Here is an 18,084-nt window from a genome sequence, read left to right as displayed (position 1 = left end):
TCTCCTACTGATTGATGTTTGCACAAATGTTCGCTAAAACTTGTGTCGCAATTTCAATATCTCGCTCTGATACCCCTGCGAGTGCCTGTTCCATAGTTGGTTTTAAATGCGCTTGAATTTCTTGCACAATCAATTCACCATTAACCGTTAATTGTACAAGCTTTTCACGTTTATCCCTACCCGCTACCGTTTCCACGTAGCCAAGGTCCACAAGCTTTTGTACAAGCCTTGTCACACTCGGCTTTTCAATATACATAAAATTCGCAATATCAACAAATGTATGTGGCCCTTTATCCTTCAATAATCGAAGGAGAGCCCATTGAGAGCTATACAGTTGATATTTCCCTAACTGCTCATTCACTAAATTAATAAACGGTCTGTACATTAAGCGGTACTGATTAAAAAACTCTTGTTCAATCGTCAAAAATATCACTCCTTTTTAGTTAGTTAGCCTAACTAACTATATATCTTTATTTTTTATTTGTCTAGTCGGAATTAGCGAGAAATTTGGCATTTTGAACTGGGGAGCCGTCGGGCTGGTTGTTCTTTCCGTCACTTTTTGGTTTTTATCCGTCGGTACCTTAGTTCCTTCCGTCGCTTCAAGACTTCTTTCCGTCGATGGGGCTTTGCTTTCTGTCGGCCCCTAATTCTATCCGTCACTTTAGGGTTTTCTTTCGTCGGTACCTTGATTGCTTCCGTCGCTTCGACACTTCTTTCCGTCGATGGAGCTTTGCTTTCCGTCGCCCCTAATTCTATCCGTCACTTTAGGGTTTTCTTCCGTCGGTATCTTAGTTCTTTCTGTCGCTTCGAGACTTTTTTCCGTCGATGGGGCTTTGCTTTCCGTCGCCCCTAATTCTATCCGTCACTTTAGGGTTTTCTCCAGCGGAACCTTGGTTCTTTCCGTCGCTTCAAGACTTTTTTCCTTCTACATTTTTTAGCAAAATTTCAGACCGCTTGAATTTTTGCAAGTTAATTAATAATTAAATATTTCCTATTACTTTTTGTTCCCTCAGCTTTCAAAGGTAACTTTTGTAGTAATTTATAAGCGGTATTCGGCGAATCGATTGCAAAAAACTCACAAAAGCTTCTATTTGTTAACGTTTCGCCTACTAGCAATCGATAATCTTCAAGCCTCCTAAAAATGGCCTCTCGATCAACTGCTCCGCAGCATTGACAATACCATTTTGGGTAACGATAGTTCATTGTCTGTCCATTTAAACAACTTTCGCATAGCACGCCTTTTACTAAATCCTGAACAGGCAATACTATTTCTCTTTTTATGGGCCTATGCATGGACAATAATTTAGAAGCAAATTGAAAGAGCTTTTTCTCATTCACCACTGTCTCTTTATGCAGTTGAAGCCATTCTCGTACGTGATAACGTAAACCTGAAACATGAAAAATTGGTTGTCCCCTTAAACTTTTCGATAAAATAGCATTCTTCGTTGCCAAAACGACAGCATATTGAACGGGAATCTCAAGCCTTGACTGTTGTAACATACCCATCATCCACTCCATATGGCGTCTACTTTGATGAATTGGATTCGTCATTCCCACGACATCGCCTTCTGTTGTAGTTCGCGTAAATTGATGAAAAGATTCATCGAAATCTAGAAAGCCTGTCACATTTTTAATTTCGAGTATCAATATAAATTGAGGACAAAGTAAAACGGTGTCTATTTGATGAGTAGTACCATACTGATTAAGAATTTGTAAATCATGAAGAAAATAATGAGGTTGAGGTAACATGATTTCAAGCCATTCGGCATCTACTCTTTGCTCCCCAGCAAAGCCTGCGTGTATACGCCTCAACCTCTCAAAATAATTAATGTATTCAGTATGTGTGCTAGGTAATCTTCGTATCAATGCCTCTAATATTTTGTGTTGCTCCGATTCATGACGTTCTAATAAAATCATTTTTTCACCTCCTATACCTATTTTATAAAAAAAGAACCTCATAAAAAGGGGTTCAAAAAAACTTGAAATACAAGGGGTAAAAATAAAATTTTTCACCTAGTTTTTTAGACAGAAAGAACGAAAAATTTCCAACGTTTCAGCTCTTGATAGTATTTTTTTGCTCGCTTTCCGTCGTTCTGAGACTTCTTTCCGTCGATGGGGCTTTCCTTTCCGTCGCTACAAATTCCATCCGCCTCCTTAAGATTGCTTTCTGTCGTTGTCCTAGTTCTTTCCGTCGGTCTGAGTCTTCTATCCATCGATGAGACTTACCTTTCCGTCGCTACAAATTCCATCCGTCTCCTTGAGATCGCTTTCCGTCGTTGTCCTAGTTCTTTCCGTCGTTCTGAGACTTCTTTCCGTCGATAGGGCTTTCCTTTCCGTCGCTACAAATTCCATCCGTCTCCTTGAGATCGCTTTCCGTCGTTGTCCTAGTTCTATCCATCGATGAGACTTACCTTTCCGTCGCTACAAATTCCATCCGTCTCCTTGAGATTGCTTTCCGTCGTTATCCAAGTTCTTTCCGTCGTTCTGAGTCTTATATCCGTCGATGGGGCTTTCCTTTCCGTCGCCACAAATTCCATCCGTCTCCTTGAGATTGCTTTCCGTCGTTGTCCTAGTTCTTTCCGTCGTTCTGAGTCTTCTATCCGTCGATGAGGCTTTCCTTTCCGTCGCTACAAATTCCATCCGTCTCCCTGAGATTGCTTTCCGTCGTTGTCCTAGTTCTTTCCGTCGTTCTGAGACTTCTTTCCGTCGATGAGGCTTTGCTTTCCGTCGCTACAAATTCCATCCGTCTCCCTGAGATTGCTTTCCGTCGTTGTCCTAGTTCTTTCCGTCGTTCTGAGTCTTCTATCCGTCGATGAGGCTTTCCTTTCCGTCGCTACAAATCCTATCCGTTTCCCTAAGATTGCATTCCGTCGCTACAAAACCTTTCCAAAAAAACAACTGAACAGCTAAAGCCATTCAGTCGTTTTTTCGTAGTAAATATAAAAAATATGGTGCACCGATACATGCGACGATAATACCTGCTGGCACTGTCGCACTTGAAATAGCTACGCGGCCAATTGTATCCGCTAGCATTAGTAAGCTTGCACCGATAAACAATGTTACGGGTAAAAAGAACTGGAAACGCGGTCCGACAAGCTGCTTTGCAATATGTGGAGCCATGAGACCAATAAAGGCAATGCCTCCTGTGACTGATACAGCTGCCGCAGCTAGTGCTACAGAGACAATTATTAATTGTAAGCGCTCTCGTTCGATGTTTAAGCCTAAGCCAACCGCCGTTTGTTCGGTCATTGCCAGTACATTTAACACATTTGCTTTATAAAAAATAAATGGAATGCCTAGCACAAGCCAAGGCAATAAAGCCCAGAAAAATGGCCAATCTGCTCCCCAAATATTGCCTGCAAGCCATTGCGCGATAAATTGCACATCATTACGCTCAGCTGAGGAAATTAATATGATCATTACACCCGATAAGGCAGATGCTACACCTACTCCGACTAAAATAAGTTGGACCGGCTGCACACCTTCATTGCGCTTATACGAGAAAAAGTAAATGCAGAGTGCCGTTAATAAAGCGCTACAAAATCCTACAAGCGGCAACATATACGCAAAGTTAGGTACATCTCCATTGACAAGGAGATAAAAAAGTGTAATCCCAACACCTGCACCCGCATTAATCCCAATAATACCAGGGTCCGCTAAGTCATTACGGGTCACCCCCTGCAAAACGGCACCAGCTAAAGCTAAAGCCATACCGGCTGCTGCCAGTACAAACAATCTGGGCAAGCGAACAGAGAACAATACGAATGATTCTTTGAAACTACCATCTCCCATTAAAATCGGTATGATGCGATCAATCGAAACCGAAGCTGCTCCCATTGAAATACCCATAACAAAAATGACTATTGTTAATAAGATCCAAGCAATTAGCCAGCTACGTTGTTTTTTTCGCCCGACATTAAACAATTTGACGCCCTCCCTTCCGAACAAGAAGTAAGAAGAACGGAAGGCCAATAATTGAAATAATCGCAACTACCGGAGTTTCATATGGCGCATTAATTATTCTACCTGCAAAATCCGCTGTTACCATAAACCATCCACCGATAATAGCACTCATCGGTAAAACAAATCGATAGTCTGTCCCTACAATTACACGGACAATATGTGGCACCATTAACCCAACAAACGCTAGATTACCTACAAGTGCTACTGCGGACCCTGCAAGAATGACAACGACAAACATCATAATTCCTTTAATAACGGCTGTATTTTGTCCTAACCCAACAGCTACTTCTTCATTTAAACTTAAAATGGTTAACTGACGACTAAACGCAAACGCAACAATTAATCCGACCAAAATAATAGGAGCAATTATTAAAGCTTGCCATGTAGTGCCTATTAAACCACCACTCGTCCACATCGAAACATCTTTTGAAATTTGAAATAATATCCCCGTACCATCTGCTATTGCTTGTAATAGCGCGGATACAGCAGCCCCAGCCAAAACTAACTTTAATGGAGAAAAACCATTTTTTGTTGAAGCGCCAATACCATAGACAGCAATCATCCCTACGCCTGCACCTACGAAACATGCAAAAATAAGCATATAATACGACGAATTTGGGATAAATGCCATCGTCAATGCAAGTGCTGCATTCGCACCTGCTGTGAGGCCAAGAAGTCCCGGATCTGCTAATGGATTTCTAGTAACCCCTTGCATAATAGCCCCAGCAACTGCGAGTGCACTACCTACAAAAATAGCAGCAATAATTCGTGGAAATCGAATTTCCCGTAAAATAGTATAATGCTTACCGCCGTCTCGTCCTACAATTGCTTGAAAGACATCTTCAATACTCGTATTTGCCGCTCCGATACAGAGCGAAATCGTAACTGTCACTGCTAATAAGATCAGTGCAAGCAACACCTGAAGCCAAAATGGGAAATGTCGAAACTTTGTCATTTGCCTTCGCTACTCTCTACTGAAATTATTGTAAAAATTTCTTTTTAAAGAAATCTAGTTGATTTTCTAAAGTGATTGGGTCATTAAAATAAAATTCGTTGCCATTCACTTCAAATAAATGACCATTTTTCTCAGCCTTTAAATCTTTAAACCACGCAGCATTTTTGATGGCGCTATCCTCGCCTTTAAATGTACTAAAAATCACATAGTCACCCGCATAATCACCTAATACCTCTTGAGAAATGGCTAAATAACCTGGTTTTAAAGCACCTTCCTTCACTTTCTCAGGCATTTTCAAGCCCATTTCTTGATATAAAATTTCTGTTCCGCGACCCCAATTATCGCCATAAACATACATTTGTTTATTGAACATTTCTGCAACCGTAACCGTTGCGTCTTTGCCGATTTTTTCTTTAATTTTTGTACCCGCTTCTGCAGCACGCTCTTTAAAATCTTTTACCCAATCAGTTGCTTCTTTTTCTTTATTGACAACTTTACCGATTTCAATAAATTGCTGTAAATAATCTACTTTACCATAAGTAAATAATACGGTTGGTGCGATTTCTGCTAATTTATCCGCATTTTCAATACCATTTAAACCAATAATCAAATCTGGCTCAAGCTCGATAATTTTTTCGATATCCGTATTCTCAACAACTACTGCATCTTTAATATCATCTTGGAATTTCGGATTATCTGCAGCCCATGAATCGACACCGACAACATTAACGCCAAGCTGTAGTAAATCTCCGACAAATGAAGATAATACAACTACACGTTTAGGGTTAGCTGGTACTTCAATAGGACCTGATTCTGATTGATACGTTATCGTTTCTGCGGATGCTTTATCTTTAGAGCCCTCATCCGTCTTCTCTTCTTTATTGCCGCACGCTGCAAGCACTAGTACGACCATCATAAACATTGGTAATAGCCACTTTTTCATAAATATATCTCCCTTTTACACTGTTTCTAGTAAGTTATATGTAATGCACATTGGCTTATCTGTTCGTGGATCTTTACCAATGACTGCATCAATATTAAACACTTTTTCTAATACTTCAGGTACCATGACTTCCTCTGCAGTACCAAACTTCACAAGCTCTCCTTTTGATAGCGCCACGATAAAATCTGAAAAACGTGCTGCTTGATTTAAATCATGTAGCACCATAACAATTGTGCGTCCCTCTTCTTCGTTAAGCTTGTAAAGTAATTCTAAAACCTCTAACTGATGGGCCATATCTAAATACGTTGTTGGCTCATCTAAAAAAATAATATCGGTCTCTTGCGCTAATGCCATCGCAATCCACACCCGTTGACGCTGTCCACCTGATAAGGCATCAACCGTGTTCTGACGAAAGTCATCCGTTTTAGTTACCTTTAAGGCCCAGTCAATCATTTCTTTATCTTTTTGCGATAAATTACCGAAGCCCTTTTGATATGGAAATCGACCGTAGGATACAAGCTCTTCGACTGTTAAACCATGTGCACTTTCCGGGCTTTGTGGCAAGATAGCAAGTTCTTTCGCTAATTCTTTCGTGTTCATCTCGGAAATATTTTGACCATCTAATATGACCTGCCCACTTTTATGCTTCAAAATCCTTGTAATAGCCTTTAAAAGTGTTGATTTGCCACAGCCATTGGAACCAATAATGGTCGTTATTTTACCGTCTGGAATTTGTAGCGATAAATCATGCACAATCGTTTTGTCCTCATAGCCGATACGAATCGATTCAACTTGTAAACGCACAACATAACCTCTCTTTCCTTTTACTTCTTTCCATGCTATGATAACGATTAGTCGATAATGATAATCATTATCACTATAGTTAGTCTAGTTTTCCTATAAAGTTTTGTCAAACACTTTTTAACTTCTTCCAGTAAGTGTCTTTTGTAACGTACGTGAAACGGTAGTTACAAATATCTTGCGACAGGTACAGGAGTCTCCTACCTCTATCGATTCTAGACGCAATATGCTAAGGCATAATTGAATATTTATTTTTTAAGGATGTGGTGATATAAATGCAACATTTATACGATGTAACAATTATTGGTGGTGGCCCTGCAGGTCTATATAGTGCCTTTTATAGTGGTTTACGGGGATTAAAGACGAAATTAATTGAGAGTCAGCAGCAGCTTGGTGGGAAAGTTTTACTTTATCCTGAAAAACTCATTTGGGATATTGGTGGACACCCTCCTGTATTAGGTGAACAATTTGTAAAACAGTTAATTGCGCAGGCAAAAACCTTTGATCCAACCATTTTAACAAGTACAAAAGTCGATTTCATCGAGCGCCAAGATGATATTTTTGTTCTACATACTACACAAGGAGATAAACATTATTCTAAAACCGTTCTTTTAGCAGTTGGTGGTGGTATTATTAACCCTCAAAAGCTCTCACTAGAAGGTGCAGAAAAATATGAAATGACTAATTTACACTATACTGTGCAGTCTTATCGACACTTTGTGGACAAGGAGATTATTATTTCAGGAGGCGGAAATGCGGCTATTGACTGGGCAGTTGAACTTTGTCCTATCGCTAAAAATGTAACTGTAGTTTATCGTAAAGATAAGTTATCTGCGCATGAAGCAACAATACAAGAAGCTTTAGATGCTGGCGTAAAGATTGAATGCCATACAACTATTTCAAAATTGACTGCTAATGCTGATAAAACAGCGATTCAACTAGTGACATGTGAAAACTCAAAAACAAAGCAAAGCTATACGCGTCAAATCGATGAAGTAATTGTTAGTCATGGCTATAACCGCGAAGCATCATTAGAATTGGATCAATCACTGACCATTCCGAAAAAAAATGATTACTATTTCGAAGGAAAAGCAACGGGAGAAACTGTGCAGCCTGGTATTTTTGCAGCGGGTGATATTTTAACGTTTGAAGGAAAAATCAATCTACTTCTAGGTACCTTCCAGGATGCAGCTAATGCCGTAAACTCTATCAAAACGTATTTAGAGCCTACTGCCTATCGTCATGGGGTCGTGTCATCACATAATGAAGTGTTTAAAGAGAAAAATCGCTCTATTATTGAAAAGCAACTTAAATAAGCATTCTAAACAAGAACAACAACCCCTCTTAAGAAACGTTATCTTCAGAGGGGTTTTAAAGTCTTTCTTACTATTTTTATAAGGCGGACTTTAAAAGATCCATCGAAATAATCTACCTAAAGAAATTTAAAAATGCGCCCATTTGCCGTAACATACCAACTCCATTTGTTATTGTTCCTGCATGGTTCATAATGGTATTTAAATGCTGTGGTAATCTTCCAAATCTAGAAGTTTGGGGCTGCTGATTAGGGTAAAAGAAAGGTTGCCCTCTTCTACCTTGAATAGGAGGGCCAAAACCTTGTCTATATCTTGGTGGGAATGGTCTCGTTCTAGGATTCGGTGGATAAAATGGCATCAATTCACCCCCTATCAAATATCTTTTTACTAGTATACGTCTGTATTTTTTTATTGTTTAGACTATCGGAGAAGTTGCTAAAAAAATATGTAGATATGTATTGTAAAATGTTGAAGCCCAACTATCTATAATTCTCCTCTTCCTTTTTGTAAAGATTCCTCATGACATCTCTGGAACCATACTATTTTTAATTTCATATTATACAAAAATACGAATAAAGAAGGGATTCCGATTCAAAATTCAAAATATCTAGATTTTCTGTCCAAATTTGGTGTAGGCGGTGCCCATCCCGGTGGTATTAATCTAACAAAGGAAATATTCAAGGTAGAAAGCATTAGCGAAAATTCCCGCATTTTGGATGTAGGCTGTGGTACAGGCCAAACTGCTGCCTACTTGGCGGAGACATATAAAGCAAAAGTAACTGGTATTGATATCAATCCTGAAATGGTGGCAAAGGCTAAAAGGAGAATGAAAAAAAATCACTTACCCGTAAAAATAATTCAATGCTCAATTGAACAAGTTCCATTACCTGATCATACATTTGACTTTATTATTTCTGAATCTGTTCTTTCTTTTGTCAATAAACCTAATGCCCTTAAAGAAATTTTCCGTTTATTAAAAAATGGCGGTCGGTTTATTGCCATCGAATTTACTATTCATCAACCACTTGAAGAAAAAATTGAAAAGGAAATCAAACAGTTTTATGGATTTGATTCTTGTTCAATGAAAAAGGATTGGGTAGCTTTGCTTAACCAGGCTGGTTTTAAAAATATTCGTATACAAAAAAATAAATCGATCTTCTCCATTCCTGAACTTCATCACTCGAAGGATATTGCACCTGAACTTTATGAAGTAATGGATAAACATTTTGATATGAACTTAAAGTATGATGGCGTTTTAGACTATAGAATTTATTCATGTACTAAATAATGTGGGTAGAGCAGCAGACCTGTTCAACAAAGTTATAGCGGGAAATTAATCCTCTGTGTCTTTCCCGCTTCTTTCTTTTTTCCCCATTCAGATTAAAATGGAGCAAAATTTCCTCCTTTGTCATCCGTTTGCATATATTTATCTTCATTAATCGCAACTGCATGAATGCCCTCAATAAAAGTATTAATTAAGATCAAGAAGCTTTTATTGATATTAAGTGGCATCCCAAAGCCCCCCATTTGTTCAATAGAAGTGAATCCATGTAGAATACTTCTTAATCCTCTGACCATATGAATCGCAATTTCTTCATGCAAATTATAGGCATCAAGCACTTGAAGTACAAGTTGCACAACAGCTTCTTGGGCTTGCTGTAGTTCTTGATCGTTGGCATCCGGAAAGCGAGTGCTAGCATCGTATAACCCCGGGTGCTCTCTAACAAATTGAATATATGCCTGACTAATTGCACGAACAGCATCATCACCTGAACGTCCTACTGCAGCTTGTAGCATATATTCATTTAGTTTTTTTACGCCTTGAATAGCTAACTTCTGCTTCAATTCATTTAATCCATCAAGATGGTTATACAAGGAAGGTGGCCGTATTTCCAATTTTTCAGCTAATAGTCCAATTGAAAGTTGATCCAATCCTTGTTCATCAACTAGCTCCGTTGCCTTTTGTAAAATAATCGATATATCTATTTTCATTCGACGGGACATTTTTTTCACTTCCTATTTAGATTGTCTAAAATTTTTTTCTGCTTCGGCTATTGCTATGTCCAAAAGCTCCTGTGGTTGCTTTAACATTTTCCCGTGCCCTACAGCAAGTAAGCTTGGATTTAAAGCCCTTAATTTTTTTGCACTTATTAGTGCTGTGCTTTTATCCCAAGTTGCAAGAGCAGGAAATGGAAACAGCAGATTCATCACTCCAGACACTAGTAGTTTTCCTCTAGTTACGAGGGCATCACCAGCAATTAAACTTCTATTTCGTGTATCAAAAAGAGTGATGGAACCAGGTGTATGACCTGGAGTTGCTATCACTTCTAATGAGCCAACACGATCACCCTCTTCGAGTAATAAGTCTGGTTTAGTTTTAATATTTTTTGGTATGCCCCCCCGAATTGGTGTATTTTTTTCATTTGGAAGTAATGCACTATTTCCTTCCAATAACAAAGCATCTCTCGAAGAAATGCACACCTGACTATCTGGTAATAATTCTTTTAACGTATCTAGAGCTCCTATATGATCACTATGTGCGTGAGTAATAATGATTCTTGTAATCGGTTTACCAATACTTTCAGCCGCTTTTATTATACTTTTTGCACTATATGGTAGGGCTGCATCGATCAGTGTAAGCTTGCTTTCTTCTTCTACAATATAACAATTAACAGGAAAAACTCTTGGCATAAATGACAATTGAAACACGGTACCATTCTTCGTAATCTTCATTCTAAATCATATCCCCTTCGTTAACTAATTGTATTATAATTTTAACTAACGAAATTAGTTTTCGCAATATTTAAATTTATAATTTAGATAAGACTTTGATTAAAAGCCTTGAATAATCTTTAACTTGCATAAAAAAACTACACCTCAATTGTTAGATGCTGTGTCTAACAATTGGGTGCAGTTCTTTTCTAAAATTTATAATTCAAGCTCGTTATTTTTGGACTGAATGATGTAGGAGTTATATGAGTCCCACGTATAGTGTCCTACATTAAATTCTTTTAGGTCAATTATATCCTTTAAATATTAAGGGACAGTACAATTCCAGTTCAATTTTTCTATCTTAAGTGGAAAATTGTTCGACTCTTCAGTTACTCCATATAGATGATGTCATTTATTTTGAGAAAGTTAACAGACTAATTGCTAATAATTTTATTGTTAGTTTCAATGCTAATCAACTTGTTTAAACGACGAGAAACATTATATATCAACAAATGAGGAAGGTCCAATTCGTATGCCAATTAACCTCCCCATTTCATTGTTAACCCGTTAGTTTTCGCTAAAATGACACCTGTCATAAAGAACCTTTGACTGGTGTGAATATGTTTTTTCGTTTCGTTTTCTTATCATTATTGTAAGAAAACAAAGAAAGAGTGATTTTATGATGAAAGTTCAACAAAGATTACCCCTAATCGATATGTTACGAGGCTTTGCCGTATTAGGGACACTTGGCACAAATATTTGGATTTTTGCATATCTTGGAGACATTTCGTATATCACAACGAGTAGTTATTCAGGTTGGTGGTCATTGAACGATTTTTTACGAATGGCAGTCCTTTTTTTAGTTAACGGTAAACTCCTTGGTTTATTAACAATCATGTTTGGCGTTGGTCTGGAATTAAAATATCAGCAAGCTTTACGAAAAGGAAATGTTTGGCCAGGCATGTATATTTGGACGATAGTCTTTTTATTTATGGAGGGTCTTATCCACTTCACCTTCGTTATGGAATATGATATTTTAATGAGCTATGCTGTGACAGCTATTATCGTTGCCTTTATTATCAAATTTGGTGACAAAGCGATTAAACGTGCATTATACGTTTTTGGTAGTTTCCATGCACTAATGATTCTATTGATTTTAGTCGGCACATTGCAGGGTGGTGCTAATGTTTCCATTGGGCTCGATCCAATCGTTAGTCTTTATGAACATGGCACTTGGTTTGAGCAAATACAAAATCGTTTAACATATTTTCTTTATTTTAGAACGGAAGCTATTTTTATTATCCCCATGAATATCTTTTTATTTTTACTTGGTGTTAAGCTAATGAGGAATGGTGTATTTTTACAAGATGATAGAGGACGTCAGGCGCGTCAAAAGCTATTCAAAATTGGGATTTTTATTGGGATACCTTTAAATCTCCTAATCTTTATTCCTGGAGGCGTATTTGATTTACCTGTTCGATATTTATTTGCACCAATCCTATCTATTGGTTATATTGGAATATTAGGTAAAATGGTAGAATATAAGAAGCTTGATTGGTTATGGAAGAGGTTTGGTGAGATTGGGAAAATGTCTTTAAGTTGCTATGTGCTGCAAAATATTATTGCATCTATCATTTTCTATGGCTGGGGCCTAGGATTAGGTGGAAAATTAAATAGTATTGAAGTTATCAGCATTTGGCTAACCCTTTCCCTTCTACAACTTTTCATTGCACATATTTGTATCAAGCATTTTCATATTGGGCCAATGGAATGGGTTCGGAAACATGCCATTCAAAGTGTCACACAGAAATAATCGCAAAGGGTTGGTGTGAACTATAAAGATTTATCCAAGAGATCAGGCAAAACACTATTTAATTATCGATGTTGTATCACTCGTTTTTTTATTTACTATGGTATTAAGTTCGAATTCTCAATTACCGTTAATAGCTAAAATAATAATTCTTATGTTATTTTTAATAGCCTTCTATGTTGCTTTATGGTTTAAAGATTGGCGTTTACTGTTAGCTTCTTTACTAGGCTTTACACTTATTATCATACTGGGTATTTATGAAGGGTCTACTATGTTATTGTTTGGATTTACATTTGCTGATTTAATTGGGAGAGCTAAAAAAAAATGGCATATTGCTATAGGAATGATTGCCGTTGCCTTAATGTTTTTTATAGTTATTTGGTTTGAATCGGGAGCATCTTATAAATTACAATTTCAAGCATTGATCCCCATAATGATCATTCAGCTACTATTTCCAATGCTAATTTACTACGTAGAAAAGTCCAAAAAATTACAATTGGAATTAACGGAGGTAAATACCCAGCTTGTTCAGCAAGAAGAAAGACAACGTATTGCAAGGGACCTCCACGATACGCTTGGCCATACATTGACAATGATTAAAGTAAAAACCGAGCTAACTACAAAATTAGTCGATAAAGATACGATGCGTGTGAAAGATGAGTTAAATGATATTTTAGCAACAACACGAACAGCATTAAAGCAAGTAAGAGAATTAGTTTCCGATATGAATTTTATTTCGTTAGAAAGTGAGCTTAATCATTGTAAGCAACATTTACAAACAGCAGATATCTCCATAAAAATAAAAAATAACTGTCCTAAGCTACTACTAGCTAGTGTGGAAGAAACGATGCTGTCCTTATGTCTTCGTGAAACAACAACCAATATTATTAAACATAGTCAAGCAAAAAAATGCCAAATAGATATCAACTATATGCATGGAATTTTAAAGATAAACGTTGTGGACGATGGTATTGGCTTACATAACCAAGGGCACGGGAATGGACTCTCATCGATGAAAGAACGAATGAATGCCCTTCAAGGAAATGCTTCCGTTGACAATTTACCGACAGGCGGAACGATTGTGACTTTATCAATGCCCATCCAACACTATAAAAAGGAGCCAACTACATGATAAGAGTATTATTAGCAGAAGATCAACAAATGTTACGTGGCGCCTTAAAGTCCTTATTGTCGTTTGAGCCAGATATAGAAGTGATTGCAGAAGTTTCAGATGGTCAAACAGCATGGGAATATATTCAACAAGAGCTACCCGACGTTTGTGTATTGGACATCGAAATGCCCAACCTTACTGGTCTGGAACTTGCCGAAAAAATAAGACAGGCAAATTTACCGTGCAAGGTGATGATTGTAACTACCTTTGCACGCCCTGGCTATTTACAAAAAGCGATGGATTGTGAGGTACAAGGTTATTTATTAAAAGATGAACCAATCGACTATTTAATTGAAACAATACGAAAAGTGATGCATGGTGAAAAAGTAGTTAGTAGAGATTTAGCTGCTACGTTATTTATGAAAGAACAGAATCCACTAAATGATCGTGAAATTGCAGTTCTGCAGCTTGTAAAAGAAGGACTCACAACAAATGAGATTAGTAAAAAATTATTTTTAACGAAAGGCACTATTCGAAACTATTTATCTACTTCTATTCAAAAACTTCATGTCGAGTCTAGACAACAAGCTGTGCAAATCGCCAGTGATAAAGGGTGGCTTTAGAAAAAGAAAAGCGATACTGTATTCCATATTTATAGGATACAGTAATCGCTTTTTTAATGGACTTCTTTTTTATTTTTAGATACTAAATTTATTATTATTTCAACGAGTACCACAGCAATTAATGATAGCCCAAATAGTGGCATCAGTATACCTAAAATAATCATGAAGATGATAAAAGGAATGGATACCTTTTGAGAGATTTTAGGGGGTGCAGATAGCATACCTTGTTTCTTTCGTAATAGCCATGTACTAACTCCCCAAATAATAACTACTAAAAATGCAAGACATACTAGTAAATTGATTAATTTATTTGCCCAACCAAACAAGTGACCTTCATGTAAAGGAATTCCCCATGTGAACCATTTGGCAAGAATACCATAGTCCTCATATCCAACCTTGTCTATAAATTTTCCGCTATATTGATCAAAATACATGGTCGTTTCATCATATGGACTAACATCAAGCCCTGTAACACCAGTGTTACTAGATTTTGCAACTGTATAGACACCGTCTTCACTAGTAGGATAAATAATAGCGTATGGTTTTGATATATTCATTGCATCAATTTCATGTTGCAGCTTTTCTACACTCAGTTGGTTAGGGTTAGCAACATAGCCCATATTAGCCCCCATACCATGGTGCGCTGCATGTGCCGAATCGGACGATGGAGGGGTTTCTTGACGAGTAGCCCAAGGAATCTCACTGACATCAGATGTAGGTGGCTGCTGCTGTAATAACGGCGTACCGAAAGATGGATGATCTTGTGAAGCTTGATAAATATATTTCCCCATTAGCGCTGACCATGGTAAACCTGTGAAAATAATAACAAGCATCGGAATTGTTATAATTGTTCCTATAAGTGCATGGAATTTTCTACTCTTTTGACGTTTATTCGTGTGCTTTGTTTTCTTTAGTATTTTTGCTTTAAACGTCATGTAAATGCCTGAAAGTAGTAAAAAAATAGCCCAACAAGCCGCTAATTCTACTAAATAATTGACAACCGTTCCTCCAATAAATAAGGAACTATGAGCATTTCTCATAATATTTGCAAATGTGTAATCAGCATCCTGACCACCGATAATTTGGTTATGACGATCTAGGAATACATATTTCTCTTTGCCATCTGCATTCTTCATCGATAAACGAGTATTGTAAGGCTCTTCTAACTCTATAATTTTATTTGTTTTATAGCCAGCATATGATTCTTCTGCAAGTTTAACAGCATCATCAATAGTTTGAACCTCGGTTTTTCCACTTTCACCAAAAAAGTATTTATCATATAACTGATTTTCAACATTGGTATAAAATAAATAACCTATACCACTTAACGTTAGTGAAATAAGAAGTGGAGTAATAAATAACGCGGCATAAAAGTGCGTTCGCCAAAAGCTCTGATAAAGCGTGTTCTTCATGTCTAATTCTCCAATCTATAATAATAAGCGCAAAATTATTATATAGATAAAAAGTGAAATAAGTATGAAGTCCTAGAGGTTTTTTTATGACAATTAGATGTATTCCTATTGATATAATTAGATTAAAACCGTATTTTCATAGAAAAAGTGTCACTTTAGACGTTATTTTGCACATCGCTTCATTCTTGAAGTTATTACTGTTTGCACAGCTGAATGAACCGAAAGTCTACGCGTCATCAGTGACACGCTGATATCAGAAGACCAGCAAAAAGCAAGGTATAGAGTCCATCAGCTCTTCGCAGTTAGGTCTGCTGATCAAATCAAGTGCCATCTGAGTTTTTCCAACAGATTTTTCTAGACTTGGTCACGCAAATTAATGAGAAAACGGATTTTAAGCAGCGTCGAAAAAATACAACACCACTAAAAATCATTGATTCCAGCACACTGCCATTGAACTTAAACAACCATATATGGGCTAAATTCCGTAAAACAAAATCAGGTGTGAAGTTACATTTGCGCCTTGTTTACCTAGAAAAAGGTAGTTCGTACCCTGTTATTCTAATTTCTTAATATCCTCTATCAGCATTTCAACATTTTCTTTTTTTGTGCCCAACTGGTACAAAATCTTACAACACTTTGGGTATCATCGATTTTTTCCCATAAGGAAAAAGAATATTTTTTGCTTAATTTCCTTAATACATCATTTGGCAAAATGGGAAACTGTTGATTTGTTTTGGATTATCGTAATGAATAGCCTTTTAAACAAACGCCTCTCGAATAGTTGTTTAAAAATTCTTATTCCATGAACAGAGGAGGTTGGTGGAAGCAATAGTAATTAGGTTTGACTGGGAAAATTGTCGATGATATAAAAAAAGACACCGAAGTGTCTTATGGTTTTCAAAATAAGCATACCGATAAAACATTATGCTTATCTTGGGAGCGAGGTATTTTAGCGGTGACTGTATACAAACCATGTAATGCTTGCTGTTAATAATGCTGACGAAATCAAAGCTGTAAGAACACTATATGTTCGCCAAATAAGTATGGTTGACCAATCGAAAGCACAGCACAGTATACCCAGGGCAATCGTAGCGATCAGGAAAATAACTGTTATGATTATTCTCTTTTTTGTCATTGGCTGTCGCTCATTCGTTTTTCTTCTGCGTAATCCTAAGAGAAGTAGCAAAACGGCCAATAGGCAAAGAATAATTGTGAGAGACGACAAAATGATATCCAAAAGCTGTGTGCCGCTCATTTCATATGACTGAGTTAGATTGCCGTCTAATATATCTTTAACTTTAAGTACCAGGTTTATATTGGTATTTGCGCCGTTGCTCAGCAAGCAAACGGCTGTTCGTTCATTTAGCAGTATGGCTACTTCGGTTCTGAAATTTGGATTGCCCCCAGTGTGTTCTATAATCGTTTGGTCGGCGTTTACCGACCAGCCTGCCGCATAATACATATCGTTGACAGCCGAAACAGACATATCACCCCTATGTGATTTTTCGATAATCGTGTGAAATATTTCGGGTATGTCCTGCACGATACCCATCTGTATGCCCATCCAACGCGCCATATCTTTTGTATTAGAAATGATGTAGGCTGCGGGTTTATTCCCAGCATAATCCGGAGCTTTAAAGGGAGTTGTCATAAAAAAGGAAGAACGGTAGCCCTGTGCCAACTGTCCAGTGGCTTGAGCATCTTCTTTATAAACATACGTCTGGTGAAGACCCAACGGCTTCAATACCTGTTCACTCATAAAGTCTTCATAGCTTTGTCGTGACACAATCTCAATAACCAAACCCAATATGTCATAATTAACGGTTCCGTAGTTATACTGTTCACCGGGAGGGAACGCCAATTCAGCATCCACGAGCATTTCCACAGTCTTTTGCAACATATCCGGTGTATTGCCTTGTGGAATATTTTGAGTATGCCTAATATTTGTTAGACCACTGGTATGGTGAAGAAAGTTATTTAGTGTAAGGCTTTGCATATCAACAGGTTCCCCTTGATACTTTAACGTAAACCAAGGTAAATATTTTTGGACAGGGTCAGTCATTGAGAGCAGCCCTTGCTCTTCCAACAGCATAATACCCATACCGGTAAAAGCTTTACTGACCGAGGCTAACTCATAGAGTGTATTTTCACTTGCAGGCAACCCCTTTTCACGGTCTGCATACCCTGAAGAAAAGTAGAGCACTTCATCATCAGCAAGTATTGAGATTGACATTCCCGGCACACCTGATATACGACGAGCATCATCTAGCAACGCTTGTATTGCCGCAGATTTCGAATCTGACAACGCATAACTTTGTGTTGCAAATCCTGAGAATAATATAAATATCGTTAATACAAAAACAATAATCTTTTTCATAAACCCTCCTTTTTGAAAAATTATAAGAAAATCCAACTACTAAACTAAATTGATTGTGATAGTT

At 37.5% G+C, this 18,084-nt stretch carries 16 protein-coding genes and 2 pseudogenes; 6 read left to right on the top strand and 12 right to left on the bottom strand.

The genetic code is table 11. The features are described from left to right. Positions 1 to 4 precede the first annotated feature (4 nt). The 6 genes from MY533_RS08595 to MY533_RS08570 all read right to left on the bottom strand — a co-directional run bounded on the left by MY533_RS08595 (position 5) and on the right by MY533_RS08570 (position 6,665). A complete protein-coding gene (locus MY533_RS08595; RefSeq protein ID WP_248718762.1) occupies positions 5 to 433 on the bottom strand; it encodes a MarR family winged helix-turn-helix transcriptional regulator in 429 nt (142 codons plus the stop codon). Between the two features lie 536 nt (positions 434 to 969). Then, positions 970 to 1,917: a nuclease-related domain-containing protein gene (locus MY533_RS08590; RefSeq protein ID WP_248718761.1), complete on the bottom strand. Its 948-nt coding sequence runs from the start codon at positions 1,915 to 1,917 to the stop codon at positions 970 to 972. Positions 1,918 to 2,916: 999 nt separating this feature from the next. Further along, complete coding sequence (locus tag MY533_RS08585; protein WP_248718760.1) at positions 2,917 to 3,924, bottom strand: FecCD family ABC transporter permease; 1,008 nt, start codon at positions 3,922 to 3,924, stop codon at positions 2,917 to 2,919. After that, entirely contained in the window at positions 3,917 to 4,918 is a 1,002-nt protein-coding gene (locus MY533_RS08580; RefSeq protein WP_248718759.1) for a FecCD family ABC transporter permease, read from the bottom strand. Before MY533_RS08580 ends, MY533_RS08585 begins: the two co-directional genes overlap by 8 nt. 25 nt (positions 4,919 to 4,943) lie before the next feature. Further along, complete coding sequence (locus tag MY533_RS08575) at positions 4,944 to 5,861, bottom strand: iron-hydroxamate ABC transporter substrate-binding protein (protein WP_248718758.1); 918 nt, start codon at positions 5,859 to 5,861, stop codon at positions 4,944 to 4,946. Between the two features lie 15 nt (positions 5,862 to 5,876). Next, positions 5,877 to 6,665 carry an ABC transporter ATP-binding protein gene (locus MY533_RS08570; protein ID WP_248718757.1) on the bottom strand — a complete coding sequence of 263 codons (789 nt, stop codon included), beginning with the start codon at positions 6,663 to 6,665 and terminating at the stop codon, positions 5,877 to 5,879. A 272-nt stretch (positions 6,666 to 6,937) separates the two neighbouring features. Here MY533_RS08570 and MY533_RS08565 point away from each other — a divergent pair, with 272 nt between their 5' ends. Next, complete coding sequence (locus tag MY533_RS08565; RefSeq protein ID WP_248718756.1) at positions 6,938 to 7,978, top strand: NAD(P)/FAD-dependent oxidoreductase; 1,041 nt, start codon at positions 6,938 to 6,940, stop codon at positions 7,976 to 7,978. Between the two features lie 112 nt (positions 7,979 to 8,090). On the opposite strand, the gene MY533_RS08560 is transcribed toward MY533_RS08565, so the two are convergent. Then, on the bottom strand, positions 8,091 to 8,333 hold the full coding sequence (locus tag MY533_RS08560; protein WP_248718755.1) for a hypothetical protein: 243 nt from the start codon (positions 8,331 to 8,333) through the stop codon (positions 8,091 to 8,093). A gap of 183 nt (positions 8,334 to 8,516) precedes the next feature. Here MY533_RS08560 and MY533_RS08555 point away from each other — a divergent pair, with 183 nt between their 5' ends. Further along, complete coding sequence (locus MY533_RS08555; protein ID WP_371873341.1) at positions 8,517 to 9,263, top strand: class I SAM-dependent methyltransferase; 747 nt, start codon at positions 8,517 to 8,519, stop codon at positions 9,261 to 9,263. 92 nt (positions 9,264 to 9,355) lie between these two features. Here MY533_RS08555 and MY533_RS08550 read toward each other — a convergent pair whose 3' ends face one another. Then, complete coding sequence (locus MY533_RS08550) at positions 9,356 to 9,979, bottom strand: TetR/AcrR family transcriptional regulator (protein ID WP_248718753.1); 624 nt, start codon at positions 9,977 to 9,979, stop codon at positions 9,356 to 9,358. 12 nt (positions 9,980 to 9,991) lie between these two features. Beyond that, on the bottom strand, positions 9,992 to 10,708 hold the full coding sequence (locus tag MY533_RS08545; RefSeq protein ID WP_248718752.1) for an MBL fold metallo-hydrolase: 717 nt from the start codon (positions 10,706 to 10,708) through the stop codon (positions 9,992 to 9,994). A 661-nt stretch (positions 10,709 to 11,369) separates the two neighbouring features. Here MY533_RS08545 and MY533_RS08540 point away from each other — a divergent pair. The 3 genes from MY533_RS08540 to MY533_RS08530 all read left to right on the top strand — a co-directional run bounded on the left by MY533_RS08540 (position 11,370) and on the right by MY533_RS08530 (position 14,231). Next, complete coding sequence (locus MY533_RS08540) at positions 11,370 to 12,500, top strand: DUF418 domain-containing protein (protein WP_248719182.1); 1,131 nt, start codon at positions 11,370 to 11,372, stop codon at positions 12,498 to 12,500. 151 nt (positions 12,501 to 12,651) lie between these two features. Further along, positions 12,652 to 13,629 carry a sensor histidine kinase gene (locus MY533_RS08535; RefSeq protein ID WP_248718751.1) on the top strand — a complete coding sequence of 326 codons (978 nt, stop codon included), beginning with the start codon at positions 12,652 to 12,654 and terminating at the stop codon, positions 13,627 to 13,629. Further along, positions 13,626 to 14,231 (top strand): response regulator transcription factor, encoded by a 606-nt coding sequence (locus MY533_RS08530; RefSeq protein WP_248718750.1) that lies wholly within the window; start codon positions 13,626 to 13,628, stop codon positions 14,229 to 14,231. The genes MY533_RS08535 and MY533_RS08530 overlap by 4 nt, the downstream gene beginning before the upstream one ends. A gap of 53 nt (positions 14,232 to 14,284) precedes the next feature. Here MY533_RS08530 and MY533_RS08525 read toward each other — a convergent pair whose 3' ends face one another. Continuing rightward, positions 14,285 to 15,643: a PepSY-associated TM helix domain-containing protein gene (locus MY533_RS08525; RefSeq protein WP_248718749.1), complete on the bottom strand. Its 1,359-nt coding sequence runs from the start codon at positions 15,641 to 15,643 to the stop codon at positions 14,285 to 14,287. Positions 15,644 to 15,810: 167 nt separating this feature from the next. Between MY533_RS08525 and MY533_RS08520 the strand changes: the two are divergent. After that, positions 15,811 to 16,195: pseudogene (locus MY533_RS08520) on the top strand (IS4 family transposase); the annotation flags it as partial. Position 16,196: 1 nt separating this feature from the next. On the opposite strand, the pseudogene MY533_RS08515 reads toward MY533_RS08520, so the two are convergent. Both MY533_RS08515 and MY533_RS08510 read right to left on the bottom strand, forming a co-directional pair. After that, a pseudogene (locus MY533_RS08515) lies at positions 16,197 to 16,381 on the bottom strand (low specificity L-threonine aldolase); the annotation flags it as partial. 211 nt (positions 16,382 to 16,592) lie between these two features. Further along, positions 16,593 to 18,020, bottom strand: a complete 1,428-nt coding sequence (locus tag MY533_RS08510; RefSeq protein ID WP_248718748.1) for a serine hydrolase domain-containing protein — start codon at positions 18,018 to 18,020, stop codon at positions 16,593 to 16,595. Between the last annotated feature and the right edge of the window lie 64 nt (positions 18,021 to 18,084).

It is taken from the genome of Lysinibacillus sp. Ag94, assembly GCF_023242215.1.
In the GTDB taxonomy this organism is placed as follows: Bacteria; Bacillota; Bacilli; order Bacillales_A; family Planococcaceae; genus Lysinibacillus.
This window is presented reverse-complemented; position numbering and strand designations above follow the sequence as displayed.